The organism is Streptomyces sp. NPDC090022, assembly GCF_044748145.1.
GTDB lineage: Bacteria > Actinomycetota > Actinomycetes > Streptomycetales > Streptomycetaceae > Streptomyces.
The window spans coordinates 250214-268687 of the sequence record NZ_JBIVFN010000007.1; the positions used below are offsets into that span (position 1 = coordinate 250214).

Here is an 18474-nt window from a genome sequence, read left to right on the forward strand (position 1 = left end):
GGGCCGTCGGTCAGCCCTTGCGGGCGGCCAGGCGCGCGGCGCGGGCGGCCAGGCGCTCGTCGAACTTGCGGGCCTCGGAGTCCAGGCCGTTCATGAACAGGCCGAGCTCGTCCTGGGCCTTCTGCCCCTCGGGGCCCAGGCCGTCGATGTCCATGATCTTCAGGAAGCGGATCACGGGGCTCAGCACGTCGTCGTGGTGGATCCGCAGGTTGTAGACCCCGCCGATCGCCATCTGCGCGGCCATCCGCTCGAAGCCGGGCATGCCGTGTCCGGGCATCCGGAAGTTGACGACCACGTCCCGCACCGCCTGCATCGTCAGGTCCGGAGCGAGCTCGAAGGCGGCCGCGAGCAGGTTGCGGTAGAAGATCATGTGCAGGTTCTCGTCCTGCGCGATGCGCGCCAGCATCCGGTCGCATACCGGGTCACCGGACTGGTGGCCGGTGTTGCGGTGCGAGATGCGGGTGGCGAGCTCCTGGAAGGCGACGTACGCCACCGAGTGCAGCATGGAGTGGCGGTTGTCGGACTCGAACCCCTCCGACATGTGCTGCATGCGGAACACTTCGAGCTTGTCCGGGTCCACGGCGCGCGAGGCCAGCAGGTAGTCGCGCATCACGATGCCGTGGCGGCCCTCCTCGGCCGTCCAGCGGTGCACCCAGGTGCCCCAGGCGCCGTTGCGGCCGAAGAGCGTGGCGATCTCGTGGTGGTAGCTGGGGAGGTTGTCCTCGGTCAGCAGGTTCACGACCAGCGCGATCTTGCCGATGTCGGTGACCTTGGACTGCGCCGGGTCCCAGGCCTCGCCGTCCTCGAAGAAGCCGGGGAAGTTCCGCCCGTCGCTCCACGGGACGTACTCGTGGGGCATCCAGTCCTTGGTGACCTTCAGATGGCGGTTGAGCTCCTTCTCCACGACCTCTTCCAGCGCGTACAGCAGCTTGGCGTCGGTCCACGCCTCCGAGCTGCCGAGGTGGGGAGAAGTGATCGTCACGGGTGCTCCTGGGGACAAAGCGAATTACCTACGGTTCCGTAGCCTACGAAACCGTAGGTTAAGCGCAGCGTGAAGGTCAGCCAAGCCCCAGGGGTGGGTGTAGATGGTTACGTACTGTTATGTCCGCAGTTCGAAGGTGTGGTGAGGGCAACATAGAGGTGACCCGCGGCACCCGTTTCGGGCGGGGGAAGGGGTGCCGCAGGCGTGATCACGCGCCTCCGGTCCTACTCCCACATGGCCGCGCGGACCTGCTCCGCCGTCGTCGGGCGGAGCTCGCCGTCGAGCAGCAGCCAGCGGGTGATGCCCAGGGATTCGAGGAACGGCACGTCGTGGCTCGCCACGACCAGTGCCCCCTGGTACGACTCCAGGGCGTCGGTCAGCTGCCGGACGCTGGCCAGGTCGAGGTTGTTCGTCGGCTCGTCCAGCATCAGCAGCTGCGGGGCCGGCTCCGCCAGCAGCAGCGCGGCCAGCGCCGCCCGGAAGCGCTCGCCGCCGGACAGGTTGCCGGCCGGCTGGTCCGCCCGCCCGCCGCGGAACAGGAAGTGCGCCAGGCGCGCCCGGATCCGGTTGTTGGTGGCCTCGGGGGCGAACCACGCCACGTTCTCCACCACCGTCCGGCGCTCGTCGAGGACGTCGAGACGCTGTGGCAGGAAGCGGGTCGGTACGTGTGTGACCGCCTCTCCGGCCCGTGGCTCGATCAGGCCCGCGATCGTCCGCAGCAGCGTCGTCTTGCCCGAACCGTTGCGGCCCACGAGCGCGATCCGTTCCGGTCCGCGCAGGTCCCACTCGCCCCGGACGGTCGCCCCGTGGGCGAGCCGCACGTCACGCAGGGTCAGCACCCGGCGGCCCGGCGGCACCAGGGTGGTGGGCAGCTCGATACGGATCTCGGCGTCGTCCCGGACGGACTCGATCGCCTCATGGAGACGTTCGCGCGCCTGGACGAGCTTCTCGGTGTGGGCGGTACGGAGCTTGCCGGCCGACTCCTGCGCGGCGCGCTTGCGGGCGCCCGCCACGATCGGAGGCACGCGCTTGTTCTCCTGGCTCTTCTGGCCGTACCGCTTGCGCCGCGCCAACTTGACGTGGGTGTCGGCCAGTTCGCGCTTCTGGCGCTGTACGTCGGCCTCCGCCACGCGGACCATCCGCTCGGCCGCCTCCTGCTCGGCGGCGACCAGTTCCTCGTACGCGCTGAAGTTCCCGCCGTACCAGCGCACTTCGCCCTCGCGGAGCTCGGCGATCTGGTCGACCCGTTCCAGCAGCTCCCGGTCGTGGCTGACCACGACCATCACCCCGGACCACGATTCGACGGCCGCGCAGAGGCGGTTGCGGGCCCGCAGGTCGAGGTTGTTGGTCGGTTCGTCGAGCAGCAGCACGTCGGGGCGGGCCAGGAGCAGCGCGGCCAGGCGCAGCAGGACCGACTCGCCGCCGGAGAGGTCGCCCACGGTGCGGTCCAGCCCGATCGAGCCGAGGCCGAGCTGGTCGAGCGTGGCGAGGGCGCGCTCCTCGACGTCCCAGTCGTCGCCGACGGCCGCGAAGTTCTCCTCGGTCGCCGCGCCCGCCTCGATGGCGTGCAGGGCGGCCCGGGTGGCGGCGATGCCGAGGGCGTCGTCCACGCGGAGGGCGGTGTCGAGGGTGACGTCCTGCGGGAGGTGGCCGACCGTTCCGGCGACCGCGATGTGACCGTCGGACGGGGTGAGTGTGCCCGCGATCAGCTTCAGCAGGGTCGACTTTCCCGATCCGTTGAGGCCGATCAGGCCGGTGCGGCCGGGGCCGACGGTGAGCTGGAGCCCGTCGAGGACGGGGGTGCCGTCGGGCCAGTCGAAGGAGAGGGCGGAGCAGGCGATGGACGCCGGGGCATGGGTGTGACTCATGAGGTCTCCAGGTTGCGTGGATGTGCGGTGCAACGCGGGGAGACACCGGCGTACGGCCGGGCCACCGGGTAACGGCTGCGGCAGCCAGGGCGCGGGGTGCGGAGGCACGGGGCGCCTGTGCGTACGGGTGGGTGTCTCGGACCTCAGAAGAGCAACGTCCTGCTCCGATCGGCGGGGATGGGTCGCCTTCGAAGCTACGGGCGGGTGGTACCGCCCGCAATCGAATTACGGGTGTGGGTGGGGTGGGTGGTTCTCGGGCGGGCCGTGTCAGCAGGAGTCGCGCATCAGCTCGGCCAGGCTGTGGTCCATGTCGAGGAACAGGTGTTCCGTGCCCGGCGGGACGATCGACGCGGCGCGCTCCAGGAAGTGGTACAGGTCCGCCGACGCCATGAGGACGATCGCGACGCCCTCCGGCGCGTGGAACTCCACGACCGTGCGGCCGGCGCCGTACGGACGGACGCGGACGTCGCCGTGGCCCGTCGGGCGGTCCAGGCCGGCCTCCAGCAGCTCCCGCGCGAAGGTCCAGGAGACCTCGATGCCCTCCAGGGTCGCGGGGGCGGGGAAGGCCATGCGGACGGCGAAGGGGTCCGACCGGTCGTAGCAGAGGGTGACGGGAACGATCTCGACCTTCGGTGCGGTGGCGACCAGACGGGCCTGCACGGCCTGCTCGATGACAGTGATCAAGGCTCGCTCCCTTGCTGCGGATCGGGTGCGGGCGGAAGGGGTGGGCGCCCGGCACCCGGATAGACGCGGAAAACGGCGAATCCGTGCATGCCGGGGGTACGTGAGCTGTATCACCGATTGGCTGGTTCTCACTGGTGCGATCGCACAGGAGTGGGGGTGGGTGAGGGATTCCGGAGGCGGGGTGGGGTGATGGGAGGCGCGGAGTACGGCCGATTTCCGCTCACCCGGCGAGCCCAAGGCGCCCTGGACGGAGATTCGCGGGGTGCGTTAGCTTCCCGCGCCATGAGACTTCTGGGAGTTGGCATGTGCGCGGCGCTTCTGGTCGGTGCGCTGGCCGCACCCGCGCAGGCGGCGGGCGGAGCACAGGACTTGCGCGGGGCCGGGTGGAAGCTGAAGGCGACGGGGGCCGAGGCCCGCTTCCGTGGGCTCGCGGCCGTGAGCCGGAGTACGGCGTGGGTGTCCGGGTCCAAGGGGACCGTGCTGCGCACGGTCGACGGGGGACGCAGCTGGAGCGACGTGTCGCCGCCGGCGGCCGTGACGGACGGGCTGGAGCTGCGCGACATCGAGGCGTTCGACGCGCGGCGGGCCGTCGCCCTGTCGATCGGGGAGGGCGAGGACTCGCGGATCTTCCGTACGGAGGACGGGGGCGCGACGTGGAGCGAGACGTTCAGGAACGGTGACGCGCGGGCGTTCTACGACTGCCTGACCTTCTTCGACCCACGGCACGGGCTCGCGGTGAGCGACCCGGTGGACGGCAGGTTCCGGATGCTCGCGACGGAGGACGGCGGGCGGAGCTGGCGGGTGCTGCCGGCGGAGGGGATGCCGGCCGCCCTGCCGGGGGAGGCGGGCTTCGCGGCGAGCGGTCAGTGTCTGGTGAGCGCGGGCCCGCGGGACGTCTGGCTCGCGACCGGCGGCGGGGCGGCGGGGCGGGTGCTGCACTCGTCGGACCGGGGGCTGACGTGGCGGGTGGCCGACTCCACCGTGCCCGGCGGTGATCCGGCGAAGGGGGTCTTCGGGCTGGCGTTCCGGGAAGGCGGGGCGCGCGCGGCCGGGCTGGCCGTCGGTGGGGACTACCGCACCGGGGAGGCGTCGCCGAGGGCGGCCGCCGTCTCGTCCGACGCGGGGGCGACCTGGCGGGCCGCGGCCACGCCGCCGGCCGCCTACCGGTCGGGCGTGACCTGGCTGCCGTACCTGCGCTCGGTGGCGCTGGCGGTGGGGCCGACGGGCACGGACGTGACCCTGGACGCGGGCCGTACGTGGCGCCCGCTCGACGCCGGGTCGTTCGACACGGTGGCATGCGGGCGGGACGGCGCCTGCTGGGCGGCGGGCGAAAAGGGCCGGGTGGGCAGGCTGGAACCGGGCGTGGGGTAGGACCGCCCCCGTCGCCCCGGCCCCCCTCGCCCGCGGTCCACGGCCCGGGGCCCGACCCGGATCCCCACGCCCAGGGTGTCCGTGGCCCCGGGTCCGACCCGGATCCCCTCGCCCAGGGTGCCCGTGGCCCGGGGTCCGACGCGGATCGCCCGGAGCCGGTGTCCCGGGGCCCGCTGCCCGGGGTCCGGCCTGCATCCCTACACCGCATCCGCGGCCCGGGGCCCGGCCCGGATCCCCTCCTCCGGGGTTCGTCGGCCCGGGATCCGGCCCCGGACCCCCTCGCCCGGGGTCAGCGGCCCAGGATCTGGCCCGGATTCCTGCACCCGCGTCCCCGGCCCGGGTCCGGCCCGCATCCGTGGCCCGGGGTCCGTGGCCCAGCCCCTGGCGCCCAGGATCCCCTCGTCCGGGGTCCGGCCCGGCCCACCCCGCCCCCGAACGAACGGCAGGGAGGACGGGCCACCGAACGGCCGGGGCGGGGGCGGCTCACGCTGGGCCGGGTCGGCCGGTACTTTCCGGCGGGCCGCGCGCCCCGGGCCGGGCCCAGGCAGGCCGACCCCGGGCGGGTGCGGTGAGGGGACGTCCTCGTTCGCCGGCGGGCGGGAGGGCGCGGGGCGGCGTCCTCCCAGGGCCGGTCCGGCGGAGCGCAGCCGGGGCCGCTGTCCGACCCCGGCCGGATGGGCGCCGACCGGCCGGGGCGGGCAGAAGCCGGCCGGGCCCGGGCGGGTGCGGTGCGGTGCGTAGACGTCTTCGTTCGTCCGGTGGGCGGGAGGGCGTCGGACGGTGTCCCCCCAGGGCCGGTCCGGCGGGGCTCGGCCGGGGGCGGTGTTCGACTTCGGGCCGGCGGAGCGCGGCCGGGGCCGCTGTCCGGAGTGCGGGCGGGGGCGGTGTCCGGCCCCGGTCCGGCAGGGCGGACCTACGGGGTCGGGGTTTCGCGGACCGGGGCGAGGTCGGACGAGGTCTTCGTCGCGATGAACTCCGTGATGCGGTACGCGCAGACGCCCGCCACCGTGAACGGGTCCTCCTCCGCGATGCGCTCGACCTCCGCGCGCGAGACGCCGTGGGCCAGGATGACGCCGCCGTCGCGCGGGACCTTGCGGCCCGACGCCAGGAAGACGCCCGAGGCGTAGTAGCCGTCCACCCAGGCGATATGCGCGTCCATCTCCTCCTCCACGGCTTCGACGGGGACGGTGTAGGTCAGCTCCATGATGAACATGATCGTCAGGCTACTCTCGGACCATCATGACGAGTGTGAAGACCCCCGCCGACGAGGCCGAGGCCCGGGCGATACAGGACGAACTGCGCGACCGGGTCATCCTCACCGAGGCCGGGCCCCCGCCCGGCAGCGGGCTGATCGCCGGGGTCGACGTCGCCTACGACGACGAGCGCGACCTCGTCGCCGCGGCCGCCGTCGTCCTCGACGGGCGGACCCTCGACGTGGTCGAGGAGGCCACCGCCGTGGGGCACGTCAGCTTCCCCTACGTTCCCGGCCTGCTGGCCTTCCGGGAGCTGCCCACCGTGCTGGCCGCCCTCGACGCCCTCACCGCCACCCCCGGCCTCGTCGTCTGCGACGGCTACGGCCTCGCCCACCCCCGCGGCTTCGGGCTGGCCTGCCACCTCGGCGTGGTGACCGGCCTGCCGAGCATGGGCGTGGCCAAGAACCCGTTCACCTTCACGTACGAGGAACCGGGCGCCGGCCGCGGTGCGGCCACGCCCCTGCGCGCCGCCGACGGGAGCGAGGTCGGGCGGGCCCTGCGCACGCAGGCCGCGGTCAAGCCCGTCTACGTCTCCGTGGGCCACCGGATCGGCCTGGACAACGCCTGCGCGCACGCCCTGGCCCTCAGTCCCCGCTTCCGGATACCCGAGACGACCCGGCACGCGGACTCCCTGTGCCGCCGGGCCCTGCGCGAGGCGCGGTAGGTGGGCAGGTAGGCAGGTACGTAGGTAGGTAGGTAGGTAGGTAGGTAGGTAGGGCGGAGTCGTCAGCGGACGTCCGCCACCCGGAAGCGGATCCCCGCCCGCCGGAGCCGCTCCAGCAGCGCGTCGCCCATCGCCACCGCCGTGGTCAGCTGTCCGGCCCGGGCCGGGAGTTCGTCGTACGCGAGGCACAGCGCCGACTCGGCCAGCATTTTGGCCGTGTCCCCGTACCCCGGGTCGCCGCCCGACACCTCGGTGAAGACCCGCCGGCCGCCGCCCTCGCCCACGAAGCGGACCGAGAACCAGCTGCGCGCCCGGCGTTCGGCGTCCGGGCCGGAGCCCGGCTCCCAGCGGTTCATCAGCCAGCGCCGCGCGGGCGGGATCTGGGCCAGGGCGGCGGCCGCGCCCACGGCCGCCGTGCCGCCGACCGCCACCGGCAGGTGCTTGACGGAGGCGTAGTGCCGGTAGCGGAAGTCCGGGCCGTAGCGCTCCAGGGCGGCCGCCGAACGGGCCACCACCTGCGGATCCAGGGTGGGCAGCGGCAGCGCCCAGCGGCCCGTCTCGCGGCTGAACCGCGGCGCCCCGACCGGCCCCCGGGCCCGGCGGCCCAGCAGCCGCGGCTCGTGCAGCCGGCGCCGCCGCGCGGCGGCCAGGGTCTGCGGGCCGCGGCTGAACGCGGTCAGTGCGGAGGCGAGCGTTCCGCCGGAGAAGAGCCCGTGGCCGCTCATGAAGCCGTCGACGGTGAGCGGTACGCCCTCGGGCAGCCGGCCCACGGTGAAGTACGCGCCGAGGTCGGCCGGGACGGAGTCGAAGCCGCAGGCGTGCACGATCCGCGCGCCGGTCTCCCGGGCCCGCGCGTCGTGCTCGACGAACACCCGGTCCACGAACTCCGGCTCGCCGGTCAGGTCCACGTAGTCGGTGCCGGACTCGGCGCAGGCCGCGACCAGTTCCCGCCCGTACAGGACGTACGGGCCGACGGTCGTCGCGAGCACCCGGGTGGCGGCGGCCAGCTCGCGCAGCGCGCCCGCGTCGGAGGCGTCCGCGCGCAGCAGCGGCAGCTTCGCGCACGCCGGGTCGAGGGCGGCCAGGCGCTCGCGCAGCCGCTCCAGCTTGGCCGTGTCACGGCCCGCGAGGGCCCAGCGGCAGCCGGCCGGGGCGTTCGCCGCGAGGTACTCGGCGGTCAGGGACCCCGCGAAACCCGTCGCGCCGAAGAGTACGACGTCATACGTGCGTTGTGCGTCGACGTGGCGAACCTGTCCAGTCACCCTCGCTCCTCCGGGCCGATGTCGGTGGCTGAGGCTAGCGTGAGGAGCGACTGCTCGTGCGAGCGGTTGGGCCCGCGGGAGTGAGGAGGCTTCGGTGAAGGCTGCGGTGCGCAAGTGGGAGCAGGTGCGCGAGTTCGCGCTCGGGCTGCCGGAAGCGGTCGAGGAGTTCCCGTGGGGACCCGAGGACTGCGTGATCAAGGTCAACAAGAAGATCTTCGTCTTCCTGGGCAACACGGACGGGCCGAACCCGCCCGGGCTGTCGGTCAAGCTCAAGGACGAGGCGCTGCACGGCCACGCGATGACCGCGCCGGGTGCCGAACCCACCGGGTACGGGCTGGGCCGCTCGGGTTGGGTGTCGGTACCGCTGGGGGAGAAGGGGGCGCCGAGCGCGCAGATGCTGTGCGAGTGGGTGGAGGAGAGCTACCGCACGGTGGCCCTCAAGCGCCACGTCAAGGTGCTCGACGAGCGATCGGGCGCCTCGTGAGCCGTGCGGGCGGGACGGACGGGGTGGACGCGACGCCCCTGGGCTAAGCGCTTGCTCAATCGGCCCGGCCCGGGGGCTTGTGCTGCGCGGAACGCGTTCCTAGCATCGCTGGTGTTACATCAGTTGTGTCATACGCGCGGACGGCGGACGGACGCCGGGATGCTGGGGGCTCGATGGCAGAGACAGGCAACGCTCCGCACGCTCCGCACGGTCCGCTCGCGGGCGTACGGGTCGTCGAGCTGGCGGGCATCGGTCCCGGACCGTTCGCCGCCATGCTGCTGGCCGACCTCGGCGCGGACGTCGTCCGCGTGGACCGGCCCGGCGGTGGCGCCCTCGCGGTCGACCCCGCGTACGACATCACCAACCGCAACAAGCGCTCCGTGCTGCTCGACCTGAAGTCCGCCGAGGGCCCCGCCCGCGTGCTGGACCTGGTCGAGCGCGCCGACGTCCTCGTCGAGGGCTTCCGCCCCGGGGTCGCCGAGCGGCTCGGCGTCGGCCCGGCCGACTGCCACGCCCGCAACCCGCGGCTGGTGTACGGCCGGATGACCGGCTGGGGGCAGGAGGGCCCGCTGGCCCGCACCGCCGGACACGACATCGCGTACATCGCCGTCACCGGCGCCCTGGGCATGATCGGCGATCCGGACGCGCCCCCGGCCGTCCCCGCCAACCTCGTCGGGGACTACGCGGGCGGCTCGCTGTACCTGGTCATCGGTGTCCTCGCCGCCCTCCAGCACGCCCGCACCACCGGCACCGGCCAGGTCGTCGACGCCGCGATCGTCGACGGCACCGCCCACCTCACCGCCATGATCCACGGGATGCTGGCGGCCGGCGGCTGGCAGGACCGGCGCGGGGCCAACCTCCTCGACGGCGGCTGCCCGTTCTACGGCACCTACGAGACCGCCGACGGCGGGTACATGGCGGTCGGCGCGCTGGAGCAGCAGTTCTACGACACCTTCACCGAGCTGCTCGGCATCAAGGACGAGGCCCCGGCCCGCAAGGACCTGGCGCGCTGGGGCGAGCTGCGCGAGGCGGTCGCCGCCCGCTTCAGATCCCGTACGCGCCAGGAGTGGACGGCCGTCTTCGAGGGCTCCGACGCCTGCGTGGCCCCCGTGCTGTCGCTGCGCGAGGCCCCGCACCACCCGCACCTCGCCGCCCGGTCCACCTTCACGGAGGCCGGCGGGATCACCCAGCCCGCGCCCGCGCCGCGCTTCTCGGCGACACCGGCCACGGTCGTCACCGCCCCGGCCCTGCCGGGGGCGGACACGGCGACCGTGGCCCGCGACTGGGACGTACCGGCCCTGGCCGCCCCCGCGCCGGACCCCAACGCCCCCGCGCCGGACCCCAACGCCCCCGCGCCGGACCCCAACGCCCCCGCGCCGGACCCCAACGCCCCCGCGCCGGACCCCGGCACCCCCGCCCCCCTCGATCCGACTGCCACGGCCGGCGGTGCGCAGGGCGCCGCCGGGAAGGACGACGCCTGATGCACCTGTCCATGCTGCTCGACTACGCCGGCGATCCGCGCCGCGCCGCCGACGAGGCGGCCGCGCTCGAGGCGGCCGGCCTCGACGCCGTCTGGGTCGCCGAGGCCTGGGGCTTCGACTCCCCGACGATCATGGGCTACCTGGCCGCCCGCACCGAGCGGATGAAGATCGGCTCGGCCATCCTCAACGTCTACTCCCGCACCCCCGCCCTCGTCGCCCAGACCGCCGCCGGCCTCGACGCGATCTCCGGCGGCCGGGCCCTGCTGGGACTGGGCGCCTCCGGCCCGCAGGTCGTCGAGGGCTGGCACGGGAGGCCGTACGACAAGCCGCTCGGCCGCACCCGCGAGACCGTCGAGCTGTGCCGGCGGATCTGGCGCCGCGAGACCATCGACCACCACGGCATCACCGACATGCCACTGCCGCCCGAGCGGGGCGGCCGGCACGGCAAGCCGCTGAAGATCCTCACCCGCCCCGTGCGCCCCGCCATCCCCGTCTACATCGCCTCCCTCGGCCCGGCCAACGTGGCGCTGACCGCCGAGATCGCCGACGGCTGGCTGCCCACCCTCTTCCTCCCCGAGAAGGCCCGGGACGTCTGGGGAGCGCCGCTCGCCGAGGGCGCCGCCCGGCGCGACCCGGCGCTCGGCCCGCTGCGGACCGTGGCGGGCGGCCTGCTCGCCATCGGCGAGGACGCGGCCGCCGTACGCGACCTCGCGCGCCCCCAGATCGCCCTGTACGTCGGCGGCATGGGGGCGGTCGGGAAGAACTTCTACAACGACCTCGCCGTCGCCTACGGCTACGGGGACGCCGCCCGCCGGATCCAGGAGCTCTACCTCGCCGGCCACAAGCGCGACGCCGCGGCCGCCGTCCCGGACGAGTTCTGCGAGCTGATGACGCTGTGCGGGCCCGAAGGATACGTGCGCGAGCGCATCGAGGCCTTCCGCGAGGCGGGCGTCACCATGCTGAACGTCACGCCGGTCGGCCCGGAGCCGGCCAAGCTCGTCGAGACCGTCAAGAACTGGCTGTAGGGGACCCCGATGCAACGCCGCATCTTCGATGCCGACCACGACGCGTTCCGCGAGACCGTCCGCACCTTCCTCGCCAAGGAGGTGCTCCCGCACTACGACCAGTGGGAGAAGGACGGCATCGTCAGCCGCGAGGCCTGGCGCGCGGCCGGCCGGCAGGGCCTGCTGGGCCTGGCCGTACCGCAGGAGTACGGGGGCGGCGGCAACCCCGACTTCCGCTACGCCGCCGTCATCGCCGAGGAGTTCACCCGGGCCGGGGCCGCCGGGCTCGCCATCGGGCTGCACAACGACATCATCGGCCCGTACCTGACCTCGCTGGCCACCGACGAGCAGAAGCGGCGCTGGCTGCCCGGCTTCTGCAGCGGCGAGACCATCACGGCCATCGCCATGACCGAGCCGGGCGCCGGCTCCGACCTCCAGGGCATCAGGACGTCCGCCGAGGACCGCGGCGACCACTGGGTGCTCAACGGCTCCAAGACCTTCATCTCCAACGGCATCCTCGCCGACCTGGTGATCGTCGTGGCGAGGACGACCCCCGAGGGCGGTGCCCACGGCCTGTCGCTGCTCGTCGTCGAGCGCGGCACGCCCGGCTTCGAGCGCGGCCGCAACCTCGACAAGATCGGCCAGAAGGCGCAGGACACCGCCGAGCTGTTCTTCCACGACGTGACGGTGCCCAAGGAGAACCTCCTCGGGGAACTCAACGGCGCGTTCGTGCACCTGATGACCAACCTCGCCCAGGAGCGCCTGGGCATCGCCATGGCCGGCATCGCGGCCGCGGAGCACCTGCTGGAGATCACCACCGGGTACGTCAAGGAGCGCGAGGCCTTCGGCCGGCCCCTGTCCAAGCTCCAGCACATCCGCTTCGAGATCGCGGAGATGGCCACCGAGTGCGCCGTCACGCGCACCTTCCTCGACCGGTGCATCGTGGACCACTCCAACGGCGAGCTGGACCACGTGCACGCCTCGATGGCCAAGTGGTGGGCCACCGAACTGCAAAAACGCGTCGCGGACCGCTGCCTCCAGCTGCACGGCGGCTACGGCTACATGACCGAGTACCGGGTCGCACGGGCCTTCACCGACGGCCGCATCCAGACCATCTACGGCGGGACGACCGAGATCATGAAGGAGATCATCGGCCGCTCCCTCCTCGGCTGAGACCCTCCTCCGCCACCGACCCTGACCTCCCCGAAAGGCTTGACCAGTGAGCAGCGAAGCGTACGTGTACGACGCGATCCGCACCCCGCGCGGGCGCGGCAAGGCCAATGGATCCCTGCACGGCACCAAGCCGATCGACCTGGTGGTGGGCCTCATCCACGCGCTGCGCGAGCGCAACCCCGGCCTGGACCCGGCCACCGTCGACGACATCGTCCTCGGCGTGGTCAGCCCCGTCGGCGACCAGGGCTCGGACATCGCGCGGACCGCGGCGATCTCCGCGGGGCTGCCGGACACCGTGGCGGGCGTCCAGGAGAACCGCTTCTGCGGCTCCGGTCTGGAGGCCGTCAACCTGGCCGCCGCCAAGGTCCGCTCCGGCTTCGAGGACCTGGTCCTGGCCGGTGGCGTGGAGTCGATGTCCCGGGTCCCGATGGCCTCGGACGGCGGCGCCTGGTTCAACGACCCGATGACGAACTTCAGCAACAGCTTCGTCCCGCAGGGCATCGGCGCCGACCTGATCGCCACCATCGAGGGATTCTCGCGGCGCGACGTGGACGAGTTCGCCGCCCTCTCCCAGGAGCGGGCCGCCACCGCCTGGAAGGAGGGCCGGTTCGCCCGGTCCGTCATCCCGGTCACCGACCGCAACGGCCTGGTCGTCCTCGACCACGACGAGCACATGCGGCCGGGCACCACCGCCGACTCGCTGGCCAAGCTCAAGGCCTCGTTCGCGGACATCGGCGACCTCGGCGGCTTCGACGCCGTCGCGCTGCAGAAGTACCACTGGGTCGAGAGGATCGACCACGTCCACCACGCCGGCAACTCCTCCGGCATCGTCGACGGCGCCTCGCTCGTCGCGATCGGCTCCCGCGAGGCCGGTGAGCGGAACGGTCTCGCACCGCGTGCCCGGATCGTCTCGGCCGCCGTCTCCGGCTCCGAGCCCACCATCATGCTCACCGGCCCCACCCCCGCCACCCGCAAGGCCCTCGCCAAGGCCGGGCTGACCATCGACGACATCGACCTGATCGAGATCAACGAAGCCTTCGCCGGTGTCGTGCTCCGCTTCGTCAAGGACATGGGCGTCAGCCTCGACAAGGTCAACGTCAACGGCGGCGCCATCGCGCTCGGCCACCCGCTGGGCGCCACCGGAGCCATGATCCTCGGCACGCTCATCGACGAGCTGGAGCGCCAGGACAAGCGCTACGGCCTCGCCACCCTCTGCATCGGCGGCGGCATGGGCATCGCCACCGTCGTCGAGCGACTGTGAACCGTCCTGATCCCGCAACCGACACGCCACCGACAACGGAAGCAGAGAACATGAGCGAGTCCAGCACGATCCGCTGGGAGCAGGACGAGACCGGAGTCGTCACCCTCACCCTCGACGACCCCCAGCAGTCCGCGAACACCATGAACCAGGCGTTCAAGGACTCCATCGCGGCGGTCGCGGAGCGCGCCGAGGCCGAGAAGGACTCCATCCGCGGCATCGTCGTCACCTCCGCCAAGAAGACCTTCTTCGCGGGCGGCGACCTCAAGGAGATGATCCGCCTCCGCCCCGAGGACGCCCAGCTCGCCTTCGAGACCGGTACGGCGATCAAGTCCTCGCTGCGCCGCATCGAGACCCTCGGCGTCCCCGTCGTCGCCGCCATCAACGGCGCGGCCCTCGGCGGCGGTTACGAGATCGCCCTGGCCTGCCACCACCGCGTCGCCCTCGACGCCCCCGGCTCCAAGATCGGCCTGCCCGAGGTCACCCTGGGCCTGCTCCCGGCCGGCGGCGGTGTCACCCGTACCGTACGGCTGATGGGCATCGCCGACGCCCTGCTCAAGGTGCTGCTCCAGGGCACCCAGTACAGCCCGCGGCGCGCCCTGGACGCCGGCCTGGTCCACGAACTGGCCGCCACCCCCGAGGAGATGCTCGCCAAGGCGCGCGCCTTCATCGACGCCCACCCCCAGTCGCAGCAGCCCTGGGACGTCCCCGGCTACCGGATCCCGGGGGGCACCCCGTCGAACCCGAAGTTCGCCGCCAACCTCCCGGCGTTCCCGGCCAACCTCAGGAAGCAGCTGAACGGGGCCCCGTACCCGGCCCCGCGCAACATCCTGGCCTGCGCCGTCGAGGGCTCCCAGGTGGACTTCGAGACCGCGCAGGTCATCGAGGCCCGCTACTTCACCGAGCTGGTCACCGGCCAGACGGCCAAGAACATGATCCAGGCGTTCTTCTTCGACCTCCAGGCCGTCAACGCCGGCCGCAGCCGCCCGCAGGGCATCGCCGCGCGCCCGGTCACCAAGGTCGCCGTGCTGGGTGCCGGCATGATGGGCGCGGGCATCGCGTACTCCTGTGCGCGCGCCGGGATCGAGGTGGTCCTCAAGGACGTCACCCCGGAGGCCGCCGAGAAGGGCAAGGCGTACTCCCGGGGGATCCTCGACAAGGCGGTGGCGCGCGGGCGCACCACCGAGGCCGAGCGCGACGCGCTGCTCGCCCGGATCACCCCGACCGCGGCCGTCGCCGACCTCGCCGGCTGCGACGCCGTCATCGAGGCGGTGTTCGAGGACACCGGCCTCAAGCACAAGGTGTTCCAGGAGATCCAGGACGTCGTCGCGCCCGACGCCCTGCTGTGCTCCAACACCTCCACGCTGCCCATCACCGGCCTGGCCGAAGGGGTCGCGCGCCCGGCCGACTTCATCGGGCTGCACTTCTTCTCGCCCGTCGACAAGATGCCGCTGGTGGAGATCATCAAGGGCGCGCGCACCGGTGACGAGGCCGTCGCCCGCGCCTTCGACCTGGTCCGGCAGATCAACAAGACGCCCATCGTGGTCAACGACTCGCGGGGCTTCTTCACCTCCCGGGTCATCGGCCAGTTCATCAACGAGGGCGTCGCGATGGTCGGCGAGGGCATCGAGCCCGCCTCCGTGGAGCAGGCCGCCGCGCAGGCGGGCTACCCGGCGAAGGTGCTCTCCCTGATGGACGAGCTGACCCTCACCCTGCCCCGCAAGATCCGCAACGAGACCCGCAAGGCCTTCGAGGCCGAGGGCCGCGCCTGGAGCGAGCACCCGGCCGACCGGGTCATCGACCGGATGGTCGACGAGTTCGAGCGGCCCGGCCGCAGCGGCGGGGCGGGCTTCTACGCGTACGACGAGGCCGGCAAGCGCGCCGGTCTGTGGCCGGGGCTGCGCGAGCACTTCACCAAGCCCGGCAGCGAGATCCCGTTCGAGGACATGAAGGAGCGGATGCTCTTCGCCGAGGCGCTGGACACGGTGCGCTGCTTCGACGAGGGCGTGCTCACCTCGGTCGCCGACGCCAACATCGGCTCCATCATGGGCATCGGCTTCCCGGCCTGGACGGGCGGCGTGATCCAGTACATCAACGGCTACGAGGGCGGCCTGCCCGGCTTCGTCGCCCGCGCCCGCGAGCTCGCCGGCACCTACGGCGAGCGCTTCACCCCGCCGGCCTCGCTGGTGGCGAAGGCCGAGCGCGGCGAGACGTACGCCGACTGACGCGACGTCAAGCAGCCCCGCCGCGGGCGGCGTTCACTCCCCGGACTCGTTGCCGGAGACGAACGCCGCCCGCAGCTCCTCCTTCAGCGACCGCTGGAACGCGGTCACCAGCGCCTGTACCACCATCGGCTGCATATGGGCGGACAGCGCCTTCATCGACTCCACCCGTTCGGGGTCGTCCTCCCCTTCGGTGAACGGCCCCCACACCTCGTCCCGGAACAGCCGCGTCAGCTCGTGCGCCGCCGACCGGGTGTGCTCCGTGAGCACCTGACGGGCCGCCAGGATCGTCTCCCGCGCGATCGGTACGTCCAGCAGGGCCACCCCGAGCCGCAGCAGCGCCAGGTCCACCCGGTAGCCCTCGCCGGTCTCGCGCAGCACGTTCATCGCGGCCAGCCGCGCGACGTCGGAGTCCGACAGGGCCCGCCCCGCCCGCTGCTCCAGCTCCTCGCGCGCGAACTCCTGCGCCGGCTCCGGCGCCCAGCCGGCCACCAGCGCCCGGTGGATCGCCAGGTCGTGCGGGCTCAGATCGTCCGGCAGCGCGTCGAGGTAGCGCTCGATCGCCGACAGCGTCATGCCCTGGTGCTGGAGCTCCTCGATCAGCGCCAGGCGCGAGAGGTGCTCCGGTCCGTAGTGGCCCACCCGACGCGGTCCGATCACGGGAGGGGGCAAAAGCCCGCGCGTGCTGTAGAACCGTACGGTACGGACGGTGACACCCGCCCGGGAGGCCAGCTCGTCGACGGTGAGCGTGGGTCCGGGCGCCTGGGTGGTCATCGTCTGCCGCCTCGCTCTCTGATCCACGGCTTGGGTTCAACAGTATTGCTGTCGCACCAATGATGTGAAACGGCCAGGAGCTGCCCATGACCACGAATCTGCGACTGCCCGGACGACCCGACGAGCTCACCCTCCCCGCGTTGCTCGCGCGCAACGCCGCCGAGTACGGCGACCTGCCCGCCCTGTCCTGGCGCACCGCCGCCGGATCCGGAGCCGGAGCCGGAGCCGGAGCGGGCACCGGCGCCGGAGCCGGAGCCGGAGCCGGAGCGGGCACCGACCCGGGCTGGACCACGCTGACCTGGGCCGAGACCCGCCGCACGGTCGCCGTCCTCGCCTCCGGCTACGCGGCCCTCGGTGTCGGGCGCGGCGAACACGTCCTGATCATGATGGGCAACCGGCCCGAGCACTGGCTCACCGACCTGGCCCTGGTCCACCTCGGTGCGGTCCCCGTCACCGTCTACGGCACCTCGGCCCCCGAGCAGATCGCCCACATCGCCCGGCACAGCCGCGCCCGCGTCGCCGTCGTCGAGGGCGCCCGGGAGCTCGCCCGCTGGGAGCCGCTGCTGGCCGACCCGGGCGTCCCCCTCGAACGCCTGGTCGTCGCCGAGGCCGCGGACGCCGGACCGCACCGCACGTACGGCTCCCTGCACGCCAGCGGCGCCCGGCTGCACAGCGCCGACGCCTTCGAGAAGGGCTGGCGCGAGACCCGCCCCGAGGACCCGCTGACCGTCGTCTACACCTCGGGCACCACCGGCGACCCCAAGGGCGTACGACTGACCCACCGCAACATCCTGCTCCAGTCCGTCCGCCTGGACCGGGGCGTCGAGCTGCCCGAACACGCCGAGCACATCTGCTACCTGCCCTTCGCCCACATCGCCGAGCGGATCCTGGGCATCTACCTGCCGCTGCTGCGCGCCGCGCACGTGCGGATGTGCGCCGACCCGGCCGCCGTCGCCGGCGCGGTCCGCGAGCTGCGCCCGGTGCAGTTCTTCGGCGTGCCCCGGGTCTGGGAGAAGCTCGCCGCCTCGGTGCGGGCGGCCCTGGCCCACCTCCCCGAGGAGCAGCGGCTGGCCATCGAGCGCGCGAACGACGTCGCCCGCGCCCACACCGGGCACCGCGAGCGCGGCGAGGCGGTGCCCGAGGAGCTGGCCGCCTCGTACGCGCGGGCCAAGGAGCGGGTCCTGGACCCGCTGCTGGGCATGGCCGGGCTGGACCGGCTGCTGTGGACGGCCAGCGCCACCGCCCCGATGCCGCAGGACGTGGTGCGGTTCTGGGCGGGCTTCGGCATCACGATCATGGATGCCTGGGGGCTGACCGAGACCTCCGGGGTGTGCACCCTCAACAGCCCCGACGGCTTCCGGCTCGGCTCGGTGGGCCGGCCCATCGAGGGGCTGGAGCTGCGCGTCGCCGAGGACGGGGAGATCCTGACCCGCGGCCAGACCGTGTTCGGCGGCTACCTGCGGCCGGACGGATCCCTGGAGGACGCCTGCGACGCCGAGGGCTGGTTCGCCACCGGCGACGTCGGACGGATCGACGAGGACGGCTTCCTCTGGCTCACCGACCGCAAGAAGGAGCTGATCATCACCTCGAACGGCAAGAACGTCTCGCCGGCGCTGGTGGAGAACACGGTCAAGGAACACCCCCTGATCGGCCAGGCCCTGGTCCACGGCGACGGCCGCTCGTACCTGGTGGCCCTCCTGGTCCTGGACCCCGAACTGGCCCCCGTCTGGGCCGCGTCACACGGCATCGAGGCCCCCTCGCTGACCGCCCTCGCCGAACACCCGGCGGTGCAGGAGGAGATCGCCCGCGCGGTGGAGACCGCCAACGCCCGCCTCAACCGCACCGAGCAGATCAAGCGGTACCGCGTCCTGACGGAGGAATGGGGCCCGGACTCGGGCGAACTGACCCCGTCCCTCAAACTCCGCCGCCGCATCGTCCGCACCAAGTACGCGGACCTGATCGACGGGCTGTACGAGACCCCGTGACGCAGGCGC

15 protein-coding genes are annotated in these 18474 nt (G+C 73.1%); 9 read left to right on the top strand and 6 right to left on the bottom strand.

Annotated features, from left to right (window positions below; genetic code table 11):
- Window positions 1-10: 10 nt before the first annotated feature.
- From ACIPXB_RS17035 to ACIPXB_RS17045, 3 genes are all read right to left on the bottom strand, one after another.
- Window positions 11-982, bottom strand: a complete 972-nt coding sequence (locus ACIPXB_RS17035) for an acyl-ACP desaturase (RefSeq protein WP_401450128.1) — start codon at window positions 980-982, stop codon at window positions 11-13.
- Between the two features lie 224 nt (window positions 983-1206).
- The gene (locus tag ACIPXB_RS17040) at window positions 1207-2850 is read right to left on the bottom strand and encodes an ABC-F family ATP-binding cassette domain-containing protein (RefSeq protein WP_401450130.1); all 1644 of its coding nucleotides are present in this window, start codon (window positions 2848-2850) and stop codon (window positions 1207-1209) included.
- A 267-nt stretch (window positions 2851-3117) separates the two neighbouring features.
- Window positions 3118-3534, bottom strand: a complete 417-nt coding sequence (locus ACIPXB_RS17045) for an SsgA family sporulation/cell division regulator (protein ID WP_401450132.1) — start codon at window positions 3532-3534, stop codon at window positions 3118-3120.
- Window positions 3535-3837: 303 nt separating this feature from the next.
- Between ACIPXB_RS17045 and ACIPXB_RS17050 the strand changes: the two genes are divergently transcribed.
- A complete protein-coding gene (locus ACIPXB_RS17050; RefSeq protein ID WP_401450134.1) occupies window positions 3838-4905 on the top strand; it encodes a WD40/YVTN/BNR-like repeat-containing protein in 1068 nt (355 codons plus the stop codon).
- Between the two features lie 913 nt (window positions 4906-5818).
- On the opposite strand, the gene ACIPXB_RS17055 is transcribed toward ACIPXB_RS17050, so the two are convergent.
- A complete protein-coding gene (locus ACIPXB_RS17055) occupies window positions 5819-6118 on the bottom strand; it encodes a YciI family protein (RefSeq protein ID WP_401450136.1) in 300 nt (99 codons plus the stop codon).
- A 26-nt stretch (window positions 6119-6144) separates the two neighbouring features.
- On the opposite strand from ACIPXB_RS17055, the gene ACIPXB_RS17060 reads away from it, so the two are divergent.
- Entirely contained in the window at window positions 6145-6822 is a 678-nt protein-coding gene (locus ACIPXB_RS17060; protein WP_401450138.1) for an endonuclease V, read from the top strand.
- Window positions 6823-6884: 62 nt separating this feature from the next.
- Here ACIPXB_RS17060 and ACIPXB_RS17065 read toward each other — a convergent pair whose 3' ends face one another.
- Entirely contained in the window at window positions 6885-8084 is a 1200-nt protein-coding gene (locus ACIPXB_RS17065; protein WP_401450140.1) for a saccharopine dehydrogenase family protein, read from the bottom strand.
- Between the two features lie 94 nt (window positions 8085-8178).
- Here ACIPXB_RS17065 and ACIPXB_RS17070 point away from each other — a divergent pair, with 94 nt between their 5' ends.
- The 6 genes from ACIPXB_RS17070 (at window position 8179) to ACIPXB_RS17095 (ending at window position 15709) form a co-directional block, all read left to right on the top strand.
- Complete coding sequence (locus ACIPXB_RS17070; RefSeq protein ID WP_401450143.1) at window positions 8179-8568, top strand: MmcQ/YjbR family DNA-binding protein; 390 nt, start codon at window positions 8179-8181, stop codon at window positions 8566-8568.
- Window positions 8569-8741: 173 nt separating this feature from the next.
- Window positions 8742-10049 carry a CaiB/BaiF CoA transferase family protein gene (locus ACIPXB_RS17075; RefSeq protein ID WP_401450145.1) on the top strand — a complete coding sequence of 436 codons (1308 nt, stop codon included), beginning with the start codon at window positions 8742-8744 and terminating at the stop codon, window positions 10047-10049.
- Window positions 10049-11074 (top strand): LLM class F420-dependent oxidoreductase, encoded by a 1026-nt coding sequence (locus ACIPXB_RS17080; RefSeq protein ID WP_401450147.1) that lies wholly within the window; start codon window positions 10049-10051, stop codon window positions 11072-11074. The genes ACIPXB_RS17075 and ACIPXB_RS17080 overlap by 1 nt, the downstream gene beginning before the upstream one ends.
- 9 nt (window positions 11075-11083) lie before the next feature.
- The gene (locus ACIPXB_RS17085) at window positions 11084-12226 is read left to right on the top strand and encodes an acyl-CoA dehydrogenase family protein (protein ID WP_401450150.1); all 1143 of its coding nucleotides are present in this window, start codon (window positions 11084-11086) and stop codon (window positions 12224-12226) included.
- A gap of 46 nt (window positions 12227-12272) precedes the next feature.
- Window positions 12273-13487, top strand: coding sequence for an acetyl-CoA C-acetyltransferase (locus ACIPXB_RS17090; protein WP_401450152.1), 1215 nt, complete (start codon window positions 12273-12275; stop codon window positions 13485-13487).
- A 50-nt stretch (window positions 13488-13537) separates the two neighbouring features.
- Window positions 13538-15709, top strand: a complete 2172-nt coding sequence (locus tag ACIPXB_RS17095) for a 3-hydroxyacyl-CoA dehydrogenase NAD-binding domain-containing protein (RefSeq protein ID WP_401450155.1) — start codon at window positions 13538-13540, stop codon at window positions 15707-15709.
- Between the two features lie 33 nt (window positions 15710-15742).
- On the opposite strand, the gene ACIPXB_RS17100 is transcribed toward ACIPXB_RS17095, so the two are convergent.
- Entirely contained in the window at window positions 15743-16480 is a 738-nt protein-coding gene (locus ACIPXB_RS17100; protein WP_401450157.1) for a MerR family transcriptional regulator, read from the bottom strand.
- An 86-nt stretch (window positions 16481-16566) separates the two neighbouring features.
- On the opposite strand from ACIPXB_RS17100, the gene ACIPXB_RS17105 reads away from it, so the two are divergent.
- Complete coding sequence (locus ACIPXB_RS17105; RefSeq protein WP_401450159.1) at window positions 16567-18465, top strand: AMP-dependent synthetase/ligase; 1899 nt, start codon at window positions 16567-16569, stop codon at window positions 18463-18465.
- Window positions 18466-18474: the final 9 nt, after the last annotated feature.

Coding starts and splice junctions, on each gene's coding strand:
- ACIPXB_RS17040 (WP_401450130.1), bottom strand. CDS start 2,850: ATGAGTCACACCCATGCCCCGGCGTCCATCGCCTGCTCCGCCCTCTCC.
- ACIPXB_RS17050 (WP_401450134.1), top strand. CDS start 3,838: ATGTGCGCGGCGCTTCTGGTCGGTGCGCTGGCCGCACCCGCGCAGGCG.
- ACIPXB_RS17055 (WP_401450136.1), bottom strand. CDS start 6,118: ATGTTCATCATGGAGCTGACCTACACCGTCCCCGTCGAAGCCGTGGAG.
- ACIPXB_RS17060 (WP_401450138.1), top strand. CDS start 6,145: ATGACGAGTGTGAAGACCCCCGCCGACGAGGCCGAGGCCCGGGCGATA.
- ACIPXB_RS17075 (WP_401450145.1), top strand. CDS start 8,742: ATGGCAGAGACAGGCAACGCTCCGCACGCTCCGCACGGTCCGCTCGCG.
- ACIPXB_RS17080 (WP_401450147.1), top strand. CDS start 10,049: ATGCACCTGTCCATGCTGCTCGACTACGCCGGCGATCCGCGCCGCGCC.
- ACIPXB_RS17085 (WP_401450150.1), top strand. CDS start 11,084: ATGCAACGCCGCATCTTCGATGCCGACCACGACGCGTTCCGCGAGACC.
- ACIPXB_RS17095 (WP_401450155.1), top strand. CDS start 13,538: ATGAGCGAGTCCAGCACGATCCGCTGGGAGCAGGACGAGACCGGAGTC.
- ACIPXB_RS17100 (WP_401450157.1), bottom strand. CDS start 16,480: ATGACCACCCAGGCGCCCGGACCCACGCTCACCGTCGACGAGCTGGCC.
- ACIPXB_RS17105 (WP_401450159.1), top strand. CDS start 16,567: ATGACCACGAATCTGCGACTGCCCGGACGACCCGACGAGCTCACCCTC.